16 protein-coding genes are annotated in these 18,545 nt (G+C 34.9%); 13 read left to right on the top strand and 3 right to left on the bottom strand.

The window, feature by feature from the left end:
• Positions 1 to 89 precede the first annotated feature (89 nt).
• Positions 90 to 1,682 (top strand): histidine kinase N-terminal 7TM domain-containing diguanylate cyclase, encoded by a 1,593-nt coding sequence (locus NCCP28_RS19410; protein WP_248562884.1) that lies wholly within the window; start codon positions 90 to 92, stop codon positions 1,680 to 1,682.
• 86 nt (positions 1,683 to 1,768) lie between these two features.
• On the opposite strand, the gene NCCP28_RS19405 is transcribed toward NCCP28_RS19410, so the two are convergent.
• Complete coding sequence (locus NCCP28_RS19405; RefSeq protein ID WP_248562883.1) at positions 1,769 to 2,722, bottom strand: ABC transporter substrate-binding protein; 954 nt, start codon at positions 2,720 to 2,722, stop codon at positions 1,769 to 1,771.
• 269 nt (positions 2,723 to 2,991) lie between these two features.
• On the opposite strand from NCCP28_RS19405, the gene NCCP28_RS19400 reads away from it, so the two are divergent.
• From NCCP28_RS19400 to murB, 4 genes are all read left to right on the top strand, one after another.
• Positions 2,992 to 4,026, top strand: a complete 1,035-nt coding sequence (locus tag NCCP28_RS19400) for a FecCD family ABC transporter permease (protein WP_248562882.1) — start codon at positions 2,992 to 2,994, stop codon at positions 4,024 to 4,026.
• A complete protein-coding gene (locus tag NCCP28_RS19395) occupies positions 4,027 to 5,046 on the top strand; it encodes a FecCD family ABC transporter permease (RefSeq protein ID WP_248562881.1) in 1,020 nt (339 codons plus the stop codon). It abuts the gene before it with no gap.
• 14 nt (positions 5,047 to 5,060) lie between these two features.
• Positions 5,061 to 5,900, top strand: a complete 840-nt coding sequence (locus NCCP28_RS19390) for an ABC transporter ATP-binding protein (RefSeq protein WP_248562880.1) — start codon at positions 5,061 to 5,063, stop codon at positions 5,898 to 5,900.
• A gap of 284 nt (positions 5,901 to 6,184) precedes the next feature.
• Entirely contained in the window at positions 6,185 to 7,099 is a 915-nt protein-coding gene (gene murB / locus NCCP28_RS19385) for a UDP-N-acetylmuramate dehydrogenase (protein ID WP_248562879.1), read from the top strand.
• A 52-nt stretch (positions 7,100 to 7,151) separates the two neighbouring features.
• Here murB and NCCP28_RS19380 read toward each other — a convergent pair whose 3' ends face one another.
• Positions 7,152 to 7,775, bottom strand: coding sequence for a VanZ family protein (locus NCCP28_RS19380; RefSeq protein ID WP_248562967.1), 624 nt, complete (start codon positions 7,773 to 7,775; stop codon positions 7,152 to 7,154).
• A 252-nt stretch (positions 7,776 to 8,027) separates the two neighbouring features.
• Here NCCP28_RS19380 and NCCP28_RS19375 point away from each other — a divergent pair, with 252 nt between their 5' ends.
• The 6 genes from NCCP28_RS19375 (at position 8,028) to ilvD (ending at position 15,054) form a co-directional block, all read left to right on the top strand.
• Positions 8,028 to 8,927 carry an aldo/keto reductase gene (locus NCCP28_RS19375; protein ID WP_248562966.1) on the top strand — a complete coding sequence of 300 codons (900 nt, stop codon included), beginning with the start codon at positions 8,028 to 8,030 and terminating at the stop codon, positions 8,925 to 8,927.
• 161 nt (positions 8,928 to 9,088) lie between these two features.
• Complete coding sequence (locus NCCP28_RS19370) at positions 9,089 to 9,679, top strand: molybdenum cofactor guanylyltransferase (protein ID WP_248562878.1); 591 nt, start codon at positions 9,089 to 9,091, stop codon at positions 9,677 to 9,679.
• A 301-nt stretch (positions 9,680 to 9,980) separates the two neighbouring features.
• Positions 9,981 to 11,243 (top strand): molybdopterin molybdotransferase MoeA, encoded by a 1,263-nt coding sequence (locus NCCP28_RS19365; RefSeq protein ID WP_248562877.1) that lies wholly within the window; start codon positions 9,981 to 9,983, stop codon positions 11,241 to 11,243.
• Positions 11,240 to 11,713 (top strand): molybdopterin-guanine dinucleotide biosynthesis protein B, encoded by a 474-nt coding sequence (gene mobB / locus NCCP28_RS19360; RefSeq protein ID WP_248562876.1) that lies wholly within the window; start codon positions 11,240 to 11,242, stop codon positions 11,711 to 11,713. The genes NCCP28_RS19365 and mobB overlap by 4 nt, the downstream gene beginning before the upstream one ends.
• 158 nt (positions 11,714 to 11,871) lie before the next feature.
• Positions 11,872 to 13,005 carry an alpha-hydroxy acid oxidase gene (locus NCCP28_RS19355; protein WP_248562875.1) on the top strand — a complete coding sequence of 378 codons (1,134 nt, stop codon included), beginning with the start codon at positions 11,872 to 11,874 and terminating at the stop codon, positions 13,003 to 13,005.
• A gap of 372 nt (positions 13,006 to 13,377) precedes the next feature.
• Positions 13,378 to 15,054, top strand: coding sequence for a dihydroxy-acid dehydratase (ilvD, locus tag NCCP28_RS19350; protein WP_248562874.1), 1,677 nt, complete (start codon positions 13,378 to 13,380; stop codon positions 15,052 to 15,054).
• 58 nt (positions 15,055 to 15,112) lie between these two features.
• On the opposite strand, the gene NCCP28_RS19345 is transcribed toward ilvD, so the two are convergent.
• Complete coding sequence (locus tag NCCP28_RS19345) at positions 15,113 to 16,138, bottom strand: AI-2E family transporter (protein WP_375709430.1); 1,026 nt, start codon at positions 16,136 to 16,138, stop codon at positions 15,113 to 15,115.
• Positions 16,139 to 16,473: 335 nt separating this feature from the next.
• Between NCCP28_RS19345 and NCCP28_RS19340 the strand changes: the two genes are divergently transcribed.
• Both NCCP28_RS19340 and NCCP28_RS19335 read left to right on the top strand, forming a co-directional pair.
• On the top strand, positions 16,474 to 16,866 hold the full coding sequence (locus NCCP28_RS19340; protein WP_248562873.1) for a MerR family transcriptional regulator: 393 nt from the start codon (positions 16,474 to 16,476) through the stop codon (positions 16,864 to 16,866).
• Positions 16,867 to 16,910: 44 nt separating this feature from the next.
• Positions 16,911 to 18,212 (top strand): hemolysin family protein, encoded by a 1,302-nt coding sequence (locus NCCP28_RS19335; RefSeq protein ID WP_248562872.1) that lies wholly within the window; start codon positions 16,911 to 16,913, stop codon positions 18,210 to 18,212.
• The last annotated feature ends 333 nt before the right edge of the window (positions 18,213 to 18,545 follow it).

Here is an 18,545-nt window from a genome sequence, read left to right as displayed (position 1 = left end):
TTAAAAATCTAGTAAGGCTTGTTTGGCCGTATTATAATAAAAAGAAGAATTATTTGTATATTCGCATATGATGAATGGGGCATTGACATATGGATCAGTTTTTACAATCTTATATTGCTTTAATGTGCACTGCGGGTGTACTTCAAGTAATTTTAGCAATTATTGCTTTTCATAATAGACAGGTCTTTGAAGGAACAAAAACATTTGTCTGGCTATCTGTATTTTCTGCTATTTATTCATTTGGACATGCTATCGAATTAACAAGCACAACGATTGATGGGATTATGTTTTGGGTTGTTTTTCAATACTTAGGCATGCCCTTTTCTGCACCTGCAACGCTTATTCTTGTGCTGCAATATATAAATCTAGATAAATTAGTGAATAAGAAAACATTGATTTTGTTTTACTTCATCCCTGCCATTTCTTTTTTGCTTATTTCTACAAATCATCTTCATCATTTGTTTTATAAAACAGTTGGGATAAAATATGTTATGGGTGCTCCTTTATTGGATATGACGGTAGGGCAATGGTATGTTGTCCATGGAAGCTATACTTTTGGAACATTATTTATTGGAGCAGTTTTGCTTATTTGGTATTGGACACAAACGAAATCAAAGCATTGGAAACAAGTGATTACATTAATAATAGGAATTCTTTCTCCAATCACAGCATCATTTTTGTATTTAATGGGACTGACACCAAGAGGCATCGACCCTGTTCCCATTGTGATGCTATTTACTTCCATGCTCTATTTATGGGCGATTCTATCTACTCATTGGCTAAAGGTGGCTCCGATAGCGAAGGAGAATATTTTTGAAAGTATGAGTGACGGGGTTATTGTGGTTGATTTGTTAAACAAAGTCGTTGATTTCAACTCAATAGCAGGTGAATTATACACATCATTAAAAGACGGAATCAATTTAAATGAACTAAAAGGTTTAGATAAAAAACTTGGCTCTTTACTAATAAATAAGAGCAGCGATCCTATTACAGCAGAAACAGCTATTCATTTGCATAACGAGTTAAAGCATTTTCAAGTAAAAATTTCTCCTGTATTAAAGCATAGTGGAGAAAGAGTAGGAAATATTATTGTTTTTATGGATATTACAGAGAGAGCTAGACTGCAACTTCAATTAAAAGAATTAGCTTATAAAGATAGTTTAACAGGAATATATAATCGAAGTTATTTTTATAAAAAAGCCGAAAAGTTGACTATTGCTTCTATAGAATTAGGAGAAGTGGTTTCTTTCATTTTATTTGATATCGACCATTTTAAAAATATTAATGATAATTATGGCCATGCTTATGGAGATGAAGCAATTAAACATGTCGTATCAATAGCGAAGGAAGCTCTGGGGGATAAGGGGATAGTTGGCCGTTATGGCGGAGAAGAATTTATGATTTGTATGCCGGGTTTCTCCGCAGAAAATGTGGAGATTTTTGCTAACAGGCTTCGGGCTGATATAGAAGAAAAAGCATTAACTATAGGAATGGATACAATTAAGATTACAGCAAGCTTAGGAATTACTGTGCTCAAAAGTAAAGATGCATTCTATACGGTGGATGAATTGATAGCAAAAGCAGATAGAGCATTGTACAGAGCTAAAAATAATGGCAGAAATGCAGTCTGTATAGAAGAGGATGATCAAATAAGAGATTGCCTTTTCTTGTCATCCAAATAATATCTTTTGAAAGGAAACTCACATATTTATAATAAAAAACACCGAAGAACTGAGGTTCTTCGGTGTTTTTGTAAATGAAAGAGTTATTATTTAGTTAATGCTTCTACTGTTTCATCGATAGTCTTTTCATTGGCAATATATCCAGTAATTGTCCAGTTGCTTGGATCTTTCATTTGATGAACATTTCCAGCTTTGACTGCAGGAAGTCCTTTCCAGACAGAGCTAGCTTGTAATGTTTTTAATCCTGTTTCTGTCTCTTTACCGACAAGGATGATATGGTCTGCATCAAGTTCTGCAATTTTTTCAAGAGAAATTGCATTCCAAGAGGCTTCGGCAGCAGGAAGACTTGCAACAAATTCAGGCGCTTTAATTCCTAAATCGCCGTATACTACATTGCCGCTATGACGATCTTGCTCTACTAAATAGTAAGCATCGCCAATTACCCAAAGAATAGCAACCGTTTCATCACCAATAGCATCATGAATAGCTGTTTTTGCTTCTGCTGCTTTCTTATCATATTCTGCTAGCTTTTCTGTTGCGATATCTTCTTTATCTACTATTTTGGCAACGGATGTTAATGCTTTGCGCCAATCTTTGTTATCTTCTTCTGTTAAAACAAAAGGAGTAGTCACTTTTTTGTATTTTTCAATATCTCCATCTGGAACAGCAGATGGAGAGCTGAATATTAGAAGGTCAGGATTTGCATTAACAACTTGCTCAATAGGCAGATTCCATTCAATCTTAGGAACATCTTTTAGTTGCGGCTGAAGATATTGAATAACGGAATCCCCAATTGCCCATTGGTATGCCGGTGTAACTCCCAGTGTCAGTAGAGCATCCTCAGAATATGGAGCGACAATTTTAGTTAATTTTGCTGGGATTGTTACATCGCCATTTGCATCTTGAACAACTCTTTCTTTATTTTCTGATTCTTTTTTATCGGAAGCAGTATCATTATTGTTACTGCAAGCACTTACAAATAATAAAATTAATAATGTGACAAAAAGCGATAGATAGCGATATTTCGGACTTTTAAACATCATGTTCCTCCTAGGTAGTCATATTAATGATAATGATAATCATTTAAAAAAATTATGTCAACAATATTTTAATTTAATAAAGAATAGTTGGTAATATAGTGAACAGTATTGATGTAATTACTTTTTAAATTTATAATAAAATAAATGAAAATCATTATCAGAGATGAAAGATTTTAAATTTATTTTTTCCATACATTTTAGTATGTATTTTTTTATGAATATGTAAACATTAAGTTTTATCTATTTATATGATTAGGAAGGATTGCAAGATGGCTGAAGTGGATCAGAGTAGAACAATAGGAAATAAAGAAAAAAATAGATATAAAATTATTTTGCTTATTTTAAGTTGTGTGGTTTTAATTTTTTTGTTGGCAGTATCTATTTCTGTGGGGGCTGCCGATATTCACTTATCTACTGTTTGGAATGCTGTACTTCAATTTGATTCCAATATACAGGCACATCAAATTATTCAGGAAATCCGCCTGCCGCGTTCAATTGGGGCATGTTTGATTGGAGCTTGTTTAGCAGTATCGGGAGCAATTCTGCAAGCTCTTACAAGAAATCCTCTTGCAGATTCCTCTATTATGGGAGTAACAAGCGGTGCAGCTTTGGCATTAATTATCGTATTAGTTTTTTTTCCGGCATTATCAATGGGAGAACAAAGTCTAGCATCTTTTGTGGGAGCTGGTTTTGGTGTATTAATCGTATTCGGCATTGGGGCTTTTTCAAAGGGGAGCGTTTCGCCAGCCAAACTAGCATTAGCGGGAGTAGCTGTCAGCAGTTTGTTTCAGGCAATCACAACTGCTATTGCTCTGCATTTTGATATGGCCAAAAATATGGGCTTTTGGTATGCAGGCGGATTAAACAAAGTGAATTGGTCTGGAGTGCATATTCTCTTTATTGTTTGTATGGCAGGCATTGCAGCGGCAATATTGATTTCAAAAGCTTTGACTATTCTTAGCTTGGGAGAAGATGTATCAAAAGGTTTAGGACAAAACACACTAATTATTAAAGCAATCGGTTTTGTTATTACATTATTTTTAACGGGCGCTGCTGTTTCTGTTGCAGGGCCAATCGGTTTTATTGGCCTAGTGGTGCCTCATATTACACGTTTTTTAATTGGTCCAGATTATCGATGGGTTATCCCCTTTTCAGCTATTTTTGGTGCTATCCTTCTCGTGCTGTCTGATACTGCTGCAAGAATGGTTAATGCTCCTTTTGAAACTCCTGCAGGTGTGATAACGGCTATAGTGGGAGTACCTTTCTTCTTGTATCTGGCAAGAGGTGAAAGGAGGAGAGCGTAAATGGCTACAAAGAAACACTCTACACAAAAGTTTATAGGGATTACTTTAATATTTGTTTTTTTATTGTTTATATTATTTTTTGTCAGTTTAAATATGGGACTAGTAAAAATAGCCCCAAATGCTGTATTGCAAACATTAATAGGAAATGGAACGGAACGAGATAAGCTTGTATTGCTGGAATTCCGCTTGCCAAGAATGGTGTTAGCAATAATGATAGGAGCAGGTTTAGCCTTTTCGGGAAGCATTTTACAAGTTATCTCTAAGAATGAGTTGGCAGATCCGGGGATTATTGGCATTAATGCCGGGGCAGGATTTGCTGTAGTATTATTTATTTTTGTTGTGCAAGGGTCGATGTCTGGGTTAGCAGCAATAAATCTTTGGCTGCTGCCTTTGTTTTCTTTTTTAGGAGCAGTGCTTGCTGCTGCAATTATTTATATTTTGGCGTGGAAAAAAGGCATAAATCCGATTAGGCTAGTTCTAGTTGGAATTGGTGTTAACTCAGGATTTGCTGCTGCAATTGCGATTATGCAGTTTAAAATGAACCCACAAGATTTTATGAAAGCTGCTGTATGGATATCAGGTGATATTTGGGGAGCAAGCTGGAATTTTGTTATGGTTATTTTGCCATGGATGGTTTTGCTGGTTATATATGCCTTATATAAGTCACATACGCTAAATCAACTAAGTTTAGGAGATCAAGTGGCGACAGGTCTTGGCGTTCAATTGGAACGGGAACGATTAAAAGTGCTATTCGCTGCTGTTGCAATTGCTGGTTTATGCGTTTCAGCAGGTGGCGGTATATCTTTTTTGGGGCTTGTAGCACCCCATATTGCCCGTAAGATAATGGGGCCGAAACATCAGTATGTATTGCCATTTTCAGCCCTTATAGGTGCATTTGTTCTTTTACTTGCTGATACAATTGGGCAAAATGCACTCGCTCCAACCCAGATTTCTGTAGGAATTGTGGTGGCGATTCTTAGTGCGCCTTATTTTATTTACTTATTAATGAAAACGAACTGAAGGAGTGACAGGTTTTGAGCATACTTTCCACTGAACATTTAAAAATTGGCTATGAGGATAAGATTATAGTGGAAGATTTAAGTTTTACCATTCAATCTGGGAAAATTACAACGATTATCGGACCAAATGGTTGTGGGAAGTCGACTATCCTGAAAACTTTAGCAAGGATACACAAAGCAAAATCAGGTTATGTTTATTTGGATGGGAAATTAATACACAAAATTCCTACTAAACAAATCGCTCAAAAAATGGCAGTGCTGCCCCAGTCGCCAGAAGCACCCTCTGGATTGACGGTTTTTGATTTAATTTCATATGGGCGTTCTCCTCATCAAAAGGGCCTGGCGAGATTAAGTGACAGAGATAAGGAAGTAATTGAATGGGCTCTAGAAGTAACTGGATTAGCAGAGCTGCGAAATCAAGAAGTGGATACATTATCAGGCGGCCAACGGCAAAGAGCGTGGATTGCTATGGCGATTGCGCAAGAGACGGAGCTTTTGCTTTTGGATGAGCCGACTACCTATTTAGATATGGCGCATCAATTAGAAGTATTAAAATTATTGAAAAAGTTAAATGAAGAAGAAAATAGAACAATCGTTATGGTTATTCACGATTTAAATCATGCTGCCAGATTCTCTGATCGTATGGTCGCAATGAATAAGGGAAGATTGATGAAAGAAGGAACAGCAGAAGAAGTGATGACTGCTGAAGTATTAAAGGATGTTTTTCATATTGATGCAGTGATTGTGCAGGATTCAAGAACGAATAAACCTGTTTGCTTATCCTATGATTTAGTTGAATCAGAAAAAAAGATAGCTAATAAAGAGGAAACTGCTCAAGAAACTGTACTTGTATAAGGGGACCATATAAATAATCAATGGGATAAAATGACTGTTGGCAGGGAACTTTTGGAGAAAATCAATAGTAATTTTAACCGGGCATGTAGGACAAGTCAGTTTCATTATTTTCTTAAGTATTGTGAGACATTAACTGGGCATGAAATCAGAAATAAAACATATATTTGTGTTACAGATATTAAAAGTTCATATAAATTTGTTATTCTGTATCGTACCTATTTATAATAATGGTATACAATAATTAAGATAGTATCGAAAGAAATATGCATAGAAGGTTGAGATTGATGATAAAAAATAAATTAACTAAAAATTTTGTGGAGTTTTTGTCAGAAGAAAATGTAAAAGTAAATGAACCTTTAAATAAATACACTTATACGAAGATTGGCGGAAAGGCAGACTTTCTTTTATTTCCGACCTCCTTTCAGCAATTGCAGCAAGCATATCAGTATGCCCTTCAGGAAAATCTTCCTATCACTATTCTAGGCAATGGCTCAAATGTGCTAATAAAGGATGGCGGAATTCGCGGAGTGGTGTTTAATTTAACAAAGTTAACCGATATTTCATTAAATCAAAATAAGATTAATGCACAATGTGGTGCTGCAATCATTGACACTTCTCAATTCGCTTTAAAGCATCGTTTAACAGGATTAGAATTTGCATGTGGAATTCCAGGTTCTGTCGGCGGCGCTATATATATGAATGCAGGTGCTTATGGGGGAGAAGTGGCGGATGTTTTAGAAAGTGCAAAAGTGCTGACAAAAACGGGAGAGATTATGCTGCTTTCCAAAGATGAATTAGAATTAGGATACAGAACAAGTAATGTTCCAAAAAATGGTTATATTGTGCTGGAAGCAATATTTTCGTTAAAAGAGGGCCAATATGAAGAAATTAAAGCGAAAATGGATGAATTAACATTTTTGAGAGAATCAAAGCAGCCTCTTGAATATCCATCATGTGGAAGTGTATTTAAAAGACCGCCAAATCATTTTGCTGGAAAATTAATTCAAGACAGCGGTCTTCAAGGAACAAAGATTGGTGGAGCACAGGTTTCAACAAAACATGCAGGATTTATTGTAAATGTCGAAAATGCCACAGCAACAGACTATCTTAGCTTGATACAGCATGTTCAAAAAATAGTGAAAGACAAATATGATGTGGATTTAGAGACAGAAGTTAGGGTTATTGGGGAAGAATCGTAAGCGAAATCAATACTGAACCAATAAAAAGGAGCTGCTAAAAGGTAGCTCCTTTTTAATTTGAAAAATAGATAATAATCGTTTTGCTTTTATTGATTATTATTTTGATGACAAAATAGAGAAAGTAGCCAATGATTGAACCTAATATGTTCAATATAAAATCGTCAATATCTGCTGCACGATCAATAGTGAAAAAGTATTGTGTCAATTCAATAGTCAAGGACGAGAGTGTGGCAATAATGATTGTAATAGCCATTTGAAATCGTTTTTTATATATAGCTGGAAAAAGAAGGCCAAAAGGAACAAATAATAGAATATTTCCAAGTGTATACAGCATCCAGAAGATGGGCGGCTTGTACTTATATTGGTATAAAATTTGAACATAAGGAATTAGATTGACATTGCCTTTATTTCCAGGTGGGAAAAAATGAAACGGATTTAATGTTACATATAAAACAGTCAACAAGTATAAGAAAAAAAGATTTACTATTATTTCTCTCCCTGTATGGTAATTTCGGTATTTCTTATGCTTATGTATACGATAGTAAATCCAAAAGGGAACAGTCATTAAGAGAATAATTGGAAAGTTAAGAGAGAGTGGTATATCACTTTTAATCCAGATTAGAAAAAGTAGACCAATAAATATAATTGAATACAGCAGTTTTTTCATCATATTCACATTCAAACAAAAATTCCTTTCCATTAGTATCTATATTATATATATATGAAGATTATTTGAAAAGTAGAAGGAAAGAGAAGCGTAATGCTTTACTAATAGTCATTATTTTCTCATAATAGTGATGCAGACATTAGAAGATTGTAACAGATAAGTGTTTATGCTAACAATGTTTCTGTATCAGTAATCTAGTTTTTATTATGAAGATGGGAGTGTATCTATTTGAGTACAAAAGTTCAAATTGGCAGAACATCAATGCAAGTAACAAAACTAGGGTATGGGGCTAATTCAGTCGGCGGTCATAATTTATTCCTTAATGTTAATGATGATACAGGGAAAGAAGTTGTAAGGGAAGCACTAGATAATGGCATTGATTTTTTTGATACAGCATTCATTTATGGACTTGGAAGGTCAGAAGAATTAATTGGTGAAGTTTTAAAAGACAGAGGAAACCGAGATAAAGTAATGCTTGCAAGTAAAGCAGCACATAAGCTTGTTAATGGTGAAATTGTAAAGGATAATAGTCGGGAATTTCTTAGAGATTCTGTAGAAAAAAGTTTAAAGAGGCTGCGGACAGACTTTATAGATTTGTTTTATGTGCATTATCCAGATGGGAAAACGCCTCTTGCTGAAGTAGCGGGCACTTTAAAAGAGCTGAAGGACGAGGGGAAAATTGGAGCGGTAGGAGCTTCTAACTTAAGCGAAGATCAATTGCAGCAGTTTAATCAAGATGGCTATTTAGATGTGTATCAAGGAGAGTATTCACTTTTGAAAAGAGAGGCAGAGCATTTTTATCTGCCATATGCAGTAGAGCATAATATTAGTTTTATACCGTACTTCCCGCTAGCATCAGGACTTTTAACAGGAAAGTTTACAAAAGAGGCAACTTTTACCGATATCCGCAAAAAGGATCCTTTATTCCAAGGAGAAACATTCTTGCGCAATATTGAAAAAGTTAATCAGTTAAAAGTGTTAGCAGAAGAAAAAAATGCGGAAGCAACTCATCTAGCATTAGCATGGCTATTAGTTCAGCCAGGTGTCGATGTTATCATTCCTGGAGCAAAATCTGTGGGCCAGCTGAAAAGTAATGTAAAAACATTGGATATTCAATTAACGGCAGATGAAATAGAGAAAATTAATCATATATTTTCATAATAGTAAAAGCCTGATTGAAGTTTCATTTTGTTGCAGCCAGGCTTCTTTTGCTAAATAATCATAAAAGGAATGGAGAAACTGGCGCAACTATTCTATAAAAAAGAAGTATATATCTATTTAATAATGGGGAGTTATTATTTGCATTTTCCTGAGGTGAATAAATGGAGTCAAAAAATAAAGTAGTAGGCATTATATTAGCAGGGGGGCAGTCCAAGCGGTATGGAGAGCCAAAAGCTTTTGCTTTAAAAAGGGGGAAATATTTTTATCAATATGCATTGCATGCACTGCAGCAGTGTATAGAACAAACAATCATTATTGCACATCCAACACTAATCAAAAAGTTTAGTTCCTTGGAAAAGGCAGTAGTCATAGAGGATGATAAAAGATATCGAGGATTTGGCCCAATGGCAGGTCTTTTTTCTGCCATGGAAGCTGAAGAGGCAGTCTGGTATATTGTTTTGCCGATTGATACTCCCTTTATTACTCCATCTACGATAAACAAATTGCTTGCAGCGGCAGAAGAAGGGTATGAAGCAATTATTCCCCTTATAGATGGCAGAGATCAACCCCTTATTGCTATGTATCACCAAAAAACGAAAACAAAGATAGAAGAATTGTTGAAAAAGAAGAACCTATCTATGCATGGATTGCTTCAGCAGATTTCTGTAAAATATGTGGAAGGTTTGGATGAAAGAGAATTTATTAATATTAATAAAAAAAGTGATTATATAAAATATATAAGACAGGAATAAAGGAGTATCCCATAAGTCTATTTTTCGGCTGTTGGATACTCCTTTTTCTGTTTAGGAATGCTTCTATATCAATATTTTGATTTTAAATTTCAATGGATGTGATTTTTTTAGAGGATGCTCCTTTATATCCAACAAAAAATGCAGTCTTTTGTCTCTTCACAGTTTTATGTTCATGATTGCCAAAAACAATAACTAGCATTTTTTTAGAGAAACCTAAAAATTTATTATTTAAAATTTTCTAAAAAGATATTAAGATGATAGTTAATATGATTTTCATGAATATAATTAGGAGGATATCTTGGTGGCGTCTTTTCGAAAACCAATCCATATAGAAGCAGTAATAGAACAAATTTGGAAATATCAAAGAAATGGAGAAAATGAAACCATTGAACTAAAGGATGCTTTAGGGAGGTTTTTGGGAGAAGCTATTATAGCTACAACCGATATCCCAAGGTTTAATAAATCGCCATATGATGGTTTTGCACTGCGGGCAATAGATATAAAAGAAGCAACTAGAGAAAATATGGTGGAGTTAAAGGTTATTGATCACATTGGAGCAGGAATGATAAGCGAAAAAAAAGTAAAGCCGTTTGAAGCGATTCGCATTATGACAGGTGCGCAAATTCCAGAAGGCTGTGATGCTGTAATGATGCTTGAATTAGCAAAAGAAATTACAAAAGATGGAGCAGTCTATATTCAAGTGAAAAAAAGCTTAAAGAAAGGAGAAAACATTTCCTTTAAAGGAGAAGATATTGTTAATGGAACGAAATTATTAGAAGCGGGAGTGAAAGTAAATCCTGGCATACAATCTTTATTAGCAACATTTGGCTATAGTCAAGTAAAAGTAAAACGCCAACCAGTTATTGGGGTTTTTGCTACTGGAAGTGAGTTATTAGATGTAGAAGATCATCTAGTTCCTGGAAAAATCCGCAATAGCAATAGCTATATGCTTTGTGGACAAATTGAAAGAAGTGGTGGAAAGGCGCGCCATTATGGATTGATTCCAGATAGTTTAGAAGAGGTATACCACTCTATTAATATGGCGATAGATGAAGTCGATATTCTTGTAACAACTGGCGGGGTTTCAGTTGGTGATTTTGATTATATGCCGATTATTTATGAAAAGCTACATGCAAATATTTTATGCAATAAAATTGCGATGAGGCCAGGAAGTGTGACTACTATAGCTGAAGTAAATGGCAAATTGTTATTTGGATTATCCGGTAATCCATCTGCTTGCTATGTCGGTTTTGAAATTTTTTTGCGTCCTATTATTCGAGACATGCTCGGCAGCAAGAAGCCATTTGCAAAAAAAGTTAAAGCTGTTTTAGGAATAGATTTTCCAAAGGCTAATCCGTTTACTCGCTTTGTCCGCAGTAAACTATATTTTCAAAATGCAAAGCTAATCGTTAAGCCAGTTGGTTTAGATAAATCTGGTGTAATTTACTCTCTTGCTTTTGCGGATTGTTTGCTTGTTTTGCCTGGAGGCTCAAGAGCGTTTCAAGCAGGGATGGAAGTGGATGTGCTTCTGTTGGAAGATCAGGAAGGAGGGGCAGAATATTGATTTTTCAATTTGTTGGCTATAAAAATAGTGGGAAAACTACGGCGATGGAAGCAGTTGCGCGAGAATTAGCAGAAAAAGGATGGAAGGCAATTGCTTTAAAGCATCATGGGCATGGCGGTATTCCAGACAATTGGTCAAAAGATTCAGTGAAGCATAGAAAAGCAGGAGCAATTGCCAGTGTTGTGGAAGGAGATGGCATCCTGCAAATGGAAATAGCACGGGAAAACTGGAATGTTAAAAGTATAGAGGAATTCCTATCATTTTTTTCATATGATGTGCTTTTAGTAGAGGGATATAAGGATGAGGATTTTCCTAAAGCTGTTTTTTTGCGTCAAGAAGAAGAAAAGAGGCATCAATTAACTGAACTTACCAATATACAATTTATAGTGCCTTATTACCATAACTTGCAGGAAAAAGAATGTTATATAAATGAGATTGTTCAGTGGATTGGGCAAAAGATGAAGGTATAAAAAGAAAATTTTTACTTTTGAGTCAATGTTGATTTTTAGAAGATGCAAAAATAACCGTCATTAAGAAATCGTTTTATCGATCATATGCATACAAGCATTTTAAGTTTTAAAATTAATAAGTGTCATATATCTTAACAAGAAGAGAAGGGGAATAGAGCATGAGTACAAAAAGTTTTACAACTATAAATAAGGATACAAAAGATTTGCCAATTTTTATAGAGGAATGGGAAGAAAAGGCAAAAGAAAAAATGGAGAAGGGACCCTTTGATTATATAAGAAGCGGCGCAGGAGATGAAGAAACATTGCGGCTGAACCGGAGTGTTTTTCAGAAATGGTCGATACTGCCTAGAGTGTTAAGGGATGTTTCTTTAAGTTCTACTAAAGTTACTTTATATGGAAACCAATTATCATTCCCATTATTATTATCTCCTGTAGGTTATCAAGGATTAGCAGATAAAGATGGAGAAAAAGCAGCGGCAAGAGCAGCTGCAAAAGCAGGAATCCCTTATATTGCAAGTACAGTTTCCACCTATTCCCTTGAAGAGATAGCCAGTGCTGCTCCAGAAGGAAACAATTGGTTTCAATTATATTGGTCACAAAATAGAGAAGTATCTGCAAGCATGGTTAAAAGAGCAGAAAAGGCTGGATTTCGTGCCATTGTTGTAACAGTTGATACAGGGGTATTAGGCTGGAGGAAAAGTGACTATAAAAATGGATTTGTTCCATTAATGGAGTGTCTGGGTGATGCCAATTATCGTAATGATCCAGCTTTTCAAAAGAGTGTTCAAGAATGGAACGATGAAAATATTGTTGCAGCAATTATGAATAATATCCTGCACCCTGATTTAAATTGGGAGGACGTACTGTTTTTAAGAGAGCATACGACATTGCCAATTATTTTAAAAGGAATTCTTCATCCAAAAGATGCTAAAAAGGCTGTCGATTTAGGATTTGACGGCATTATTATTTCAAATCATGGCGGTAGACAGCTAGATGGAGCCATTAGTAGTTTAGATGCTTTGCAGCTTGTTGCTAGTGTTGTGAATAAGCAAATTCCTCTAATTATGGATGGGGGAATACGCAGTGGAGCAGATATGTATAAAGCAATTGCCTTGGGAGCAGATGCAGTAGCAATTGGGCGCCCGTTTATTTATGGTTTGGCAGTATCTGGGGAGCTTGGTGTCTCCTCCATAATAAATAATTTGCAAAAAGAGTTTGAATTAACATTAGCTCTTTCAGGAGAGGTATCTGTACAGGATATAACCGTTGACCATTTATTTAGGCAGGATTAACAGCTAATGTATGCAGCATAGAAAAATAGAATGAAAGCATACAAGGGAAAGACATAAAAAGAATGTCTTTCTTTTAGTTTATAGAGAAGAGTAGAAATTAGATTATCATTATTTGCAAATAGTTTAGATTCATTCCTATTATACAAAATATTTAAAAGATTAGAGAGAAAAAAGAAAAGTGTGAAATGATAGATAACATGTTAAGTTAAAAAAAATAACATGTATAGTGTTTTTTTTTGATAGACAGATAAAATTATATTCCAAGAGAGAAAAAAGAAAAGAATATTCCCATTTTTTAATTAATAGTGTTACAATATAAAAAAGTTTCAATATACTGATTTTTTGTTTTAGTCGAAAAACGGAGGGGTAAAAGTGGCTGGTTTAAGAAGTGATATGATAAAAAAAGGTTTTGATAGAGCACCGCATAGAAGTTTATTGCGGGCTGCTGGAGTAAAGGAAGAGGATTTTGGAAAACCGTTTATTGCGGTTGTTAATTCTTATATAGATATAGTTCCAGGACATGTACATTTGCAAGAGTTCGGGAAAATTGTAAAAGATGCAATTCGCGAAGCAGGCGGAGTACCATTTGAGATGAATACAATTGGTGTAGATGATGGCATTGCAATGGGGCATATCGGAATGAGATACTCTTTGCCTAGCCGAGAAATTATTGCAGACTCCATCGAGACTGTAGTTGCAGCGCACTGGTTTGATGGCATGGTTTGTATTCCAAACTGCGATAAGATTACACCAGGAATGATGATGGCTTCTCTAAGATTGAATATTCCTACTATTTTTGTCAGCGGAGGACCAATGAAGGCCGGCGTAACAAGTGATGGCAGAAAAATTTCTTTATCATCAGTATTTGAAGGCGTTGGCGCATACCAGGCGGGCAAGATTGATGATAAGGGGCTAAAGGAATTGGAACAGTTTGGCTGTCCAACATGTGGTTCATGTTCCGGTATGTTTACTGCTAATTCAATGAATTGCCTTGCTGAAGCATTAGGACTTGCTCTTCCAGGAAATGGGACCATCCTTGCTGTTGCACCAGAGAGAAAAGAATTTGTTAAAAAGTCAGCGAAACAATTAATGAATCTAATTAAAGAAGATATAAAACCAAGAGATATCGTAACAGAAAAGGCGATTGATAACGCCTTTGCATTAGATATGGCGCTGGGAGGTTCGACAAATACTGTTCTTCATACATTGGCGTTAGCGCATGAAGCAGGTGTGGAATATCCGCTAGAAAGAATTAATGAAGTAGCAGAGCGTGTTCCTCATCTTGCGAAATTAGCGCCGGCTTCTGATGTGCATATTGAAGATTTGCATGAAGCTGGAGGAGTTTCTGCAGCTCTGAATGAATTGTCGAAAAAAGAAGGTGCTTTGCATCTAGATACAATAACTGTATCAGGCAGAACACTAGGAGAGAATATTGCTGGATGTGAAGTAAGAGACCATAATGTAATTCGTCCAATAACAGATCCTCATTCGGAAAAAGGCGGACTTGCTGTTCTTTTCGGAAATTTGGCTCCAAACGGCGCGATTATTAAAACAGGTGGAGTGCAAAATGGCATTACCCGCCATGAGGGACCAGCGATTGTATTTGATTCACAAGAAGAATCATTAGAAGGCATCTCTTCAGGAAAAGTAAAGGCAGGACATGTAGTAGTTATTCGTTATGAAGGTCCAAAAGGCGGACCAGGAATGCCTGAGATGCTGGCTCCAACTTCTCAAATTGTCGGGATGGGGCTTGGGCCAAAAGTAGCATTAGTAACAGATGGACGTTTCTCTGGTGCATCAAGAGGACTATCAATTGGACATGCATCACCAGAAGCTGCAGAAGGTGGCCCGTTAGCATTTGTAGAAGATGGCGATCATATTGTTATTGATATTGAAAACCGTACAATGGATGTAAAAGTTGACGAGGAAGAATGGGAGAAAAGAAAAGCGAACTGGAAAGAGTTTGAACCAAAAGTAAAATCAGGCTATTTAGCTCGTTATTCTAAATTAGTAACATCTGCAAGCACAGGCGGTGTTTTAAAAATCTAAAAAAAGGTGTGTTGATAGTTGGGAGATCCAATCTATCAACACACCTTTTTTATAAAGTTTAATTATCCTCATGGTCTTCTAAAGGTTCTATACTTTTTACTTGCAGAATATCAAGAAGGAAGACAAATACAGGAATCCCGATAATTAATCCCCAAACACCGAAAAAGTGTTCGGAAAAAATTAGGACAATAAATGTGAAAAATACAGGCAAATCTGTTTTGGAAGACATTAGTTTTGGGTTTAATATATATGCTTCTATTGCATGTATTACACATACAAATATGATGATAATGATTACATATACGTAGCCGCCGATTGTATAGCCGATAGTCAGTAGGGGAACAAGAGAAATAATAACTCCTGCTACTGGGATAAGTCCTAGTACAAAGACTAAAATGGACAAGCCAAGCAATTGAGGGAAATCAAGAATCCATAAACCGATAGTTGTTAAAATACAGTTTACTAAAGCAATAATTACCTGTGCTTCTAGTACTTTTCCGAAGGTTAAAACGAATTTTTTTCCGAAAAATTCTATTTCATTGTAAAATGCAGCAATCTTGCTGCTTTTAAAATTTTCTTTGTATTTAATTAGGCGAGGCTTCTCCAGTAAAAAGAAGAAACTTAAGATAATGGCAAGCATAAATTGTATGCCAAGGGAACTGATATCTGTGAAGTATTTAACTACAAAACCAAGACCTTGTTCCAGATAACTATTGATGTCCCGTTCTTTAATCACATTAACAATGTAATTTAGGACAGCATTATCATGTGGCCTTGTATAAAAATCAACAAGCTGCCTAATTAACGAAGTAATTTCTTCTATTAACATTGGCAAATACTTTACAAAGCTATAGGATAATAATCCAACCGTTATTACATAAAGCAAGCTAACGATAATATTACGTTTAACGGAGATTCGTTTTGAAATGATTTTTTCAAGTCGGTCCATTAAAAAGGAAAGAATAAATGTAAACAGCATAAGGTTGATCATACTTCTTAAAATATAAATGCCGAAAATGATTAGTGAAAAAATAGCTACTCGCTTCCAGCCTTTATTTATCATTATTTTGTTCAATAATTCCACAATCTGTTCCCCTATCTTTTTATAATTATCTCTATAATATCTATTCTACCTTAAAATGAAGCTATAAATAACTAAAAAGGTAAAGAAATCATGTTTGTTTTTATTATTTCCTGTATTTTCAAAAACTTTTCTTGGAAATATGTAATAATTTTGGTTTTGAACATGTTTTTTTCGTTAATATATAAAATAAATAATTCAATGATGCTGCTACATAACAAGGGAGATGTCTCGATATCTATTTTGGTAAGAGTTTTTCCTTGAATGTTTTTTAGTTATGTTTGTATAATTAGTGTATAAAACTAAAACGTTACGGTTAGGAGTGGGACCATGGGGATGTGAAATTAAAAATTGGGGAATTAGCAAAAATAACAGAAGTAACAAAAAGAACCATTGATTATTATACAAACCTTGGTCTGCTCAAAGCGCAACGTTCTGCTGCTAATTATCGGTATTATGATGAAAATGCTATAAGTCAAATTAAGTATATAGAAGAATGTAAAAGGAATAGATTGTCGTTAGAACAAATTAAGGAACGTCTTCATAATAATAAAATGGATAATGTTGATATGAATCATCTAAAGGAAAAACTGGAAAACTTAGATAAAGAAATCAAAGGTATTTTGCAGTCATTTGAAGGTGATAATCAACATAAAAAAGGGGAGATGCGAAATACTATTTCCCATGAAAGTATTTCGTTGATTCAAACATTGTTGCTTCTTTTAAGTTAAGTTTTTTACTTATTCAGGAGGTGTAAGCCTTTTTAGGCTACTTATTGGAAATTTTTAATTTAATTTTATTTGCCGTATTAATAGCATTAACCGGATTTTTTGTTGCAACAGAGTTTGCGATTGTAAAAGTCAGGAGTTCAAGAATCGATCAGCTAGTTGCAGAAGGGAAAAAAGGCGCCTTAGCTGCAAAAAGAGTTACATCACATTTAGATGAATATTTGTCTGCATGTCAGTTGGGAATTACTGTTACTGCATTAGGTTTAGGGTGGATAGGAGAACCAACTGTGGAAGCATTATTAGAGCCGCTATTCCATAAATGGGAGATATCTGGATCTGTTTCCAGTATTTTATCCTTTGCGATTGCCTTTATTTCTGTCACATTTATCCATGTTGTAGTTGGGGAACTAGCTCCTAAAACTGTGGCAATTCAAAAAGCAGAAATGATTACATTGGCATTTTCACCACCTATTATTTGGTTTTATCGTCTTTTATATCCATTTATCTGGATATTGAATGGATCTGCAAGATTATTGACAGGTATGTTTGGATTAAAGCCGGCTTCTGAACATGAGTTGGCGCACTCAGAGGAAGAGTTGCGAATATTAATGTCAGAAAGCTATAAAAGCGGAGAAATTAATAAAAATGAATTGAAGTATGTAAATAATATCTTTGAATTTGATGAAAGAATTGCTAAAGAAATCATGGTTCCTAGAACGGAAATGGTGACTATTAATATCAACAGCACATTTGATGAAATTATGGATACATTAGAAGAGGAAAACTATACAAGGTATCCAGTGGTAAATGGTGATAAGGATAATGTGCTTGGTTTAATTAATATACGTGAGTTTTTAACAGCAAAAATTCAAAATAAGGAATTTATTCAATTAGAGGAATATATGAAGCCTATTATTCGGGTTATTGAGACTATTCCAATACGTGAGCTATTAGTAAAAATGCAAAAAGAGCGAACGCATATGGCAATCCTTTTAGATGAATATGGTGGAACTTCTGGTATTGTAACAGCTGAAGACATACTGGAAGAAATTGTTGGAGATATCCGCGATGAATTTGATGATGATGAAATAGCAGAGATACGCAAGTTAAATGAGAATCATTTTATTCTAAACGGAAAAGTATTAATTTCAGAAGTAAATGATCTTCTTGGTATTCATTTATCAGAAGATGAAGTGGACACAATAGGTGGATGGTTTCTGACGAACAATTTTGAAGCAGTTGAAGGCGACGAGATTGAAGAGGAAGGTTATATATTTAAAATCAAAAGTATAGATGAACACCATATACACTTTATTGAAGTAATGAAATCAAAAACGAAAGTTATGTAAAAGGGGGATATCCTCCTTTTTTTTTGCATTTTTTCTTGGAATGAAGGAATTCTAATATAGGAAGGGAGAAGGTAGAGGAAAATAAATTATTTTTAAATATAAAGAATATTGAGAAAGAACTATTCTATTTAATTTTGTCAACATTGTGTCAGTCAAAGTTATACTTACTTTAAATTGTGAAATTTATGGAACCGCTTTAGTATAAGTGTATGAAATATGAGGGGTGAAATTAATATGTCAAACGAGAATAAAAGTGATATTCGCGTTAAAATACAACGTTTTGGCAGTCATTTAAGTGGAATGATTATGCCAAATATAGGAGCATTTATTGCA

Source organism: Niallia sp. NCCP-28 (assembly GCF_023168165.1).
Classification (GTDB): Bacteria; Bacillota; Bacilli; order Bacillales; family Cytobacillaceae; genus Niallia.
Note: the sequence above shows the minus strand (reverse complement) of the source record. Positions and strands in the feature narration are given on the sequence as shown.

Bases quoted from the DNA above. Each gene is read 5' to 3' on its own strand.
- NCCP28_RS19410 (WP_248562884.1), top strand. From the start codon at position 90: ATGGATCAGTTTTTACAATCTTATATTGCTTTAATGTGCACTGCGGGT.
- NCCP28_RS19405 (WP_248562883.1), bottom strand. From the start codon at position 2,722: ATGTTTAAAAGTCCGAAATATCGCTATCTATCGCTTTTTGTCACATTA.
- NCCP28_RS19400 (WP_248562882.1), top strand. From the start codon at position 2,992: ATGGCTGAAGTGGATCAGAGTAGAACAATAGGAAATAAAGAAAAAAAT.
- NCCP28_RS19395 (WP_248562881.1), top strand. From the start codon at position 4,027: ATGGCTACAAAGAAACACTCTACACAAAAGTTTATAGGGATTACTTTA.
- murB (WP_248562879.1), top strand. From the start codon at position 6,185: ATGATAAAAAATAAATTAACTAAAAATTTTGTGGAGTTTTTGTCAGAA.
- NCCP28_RS19375 (WP_248562966.1), top strand. From the start codon at position 8,028: ATGCAAGTAACAAAACTAGGGTATGGGGCTAATTCAGTCGGCGGTCAT.
- NCCP28_RS19370 (WP_248562878.1), top strand. From the start codon at position 9,089: ATGGAGTCAAAAAATAAAGTAGTAGGCATTATATTAGCAGGGGGGCAG.
- NCCP28_RS19355 (WP_248562875.1), top strand. From the start codon at position 11,872: ATGAGTACAAAAAGTTTTACAACTATAAATAAGGATACAAAAGATTTG.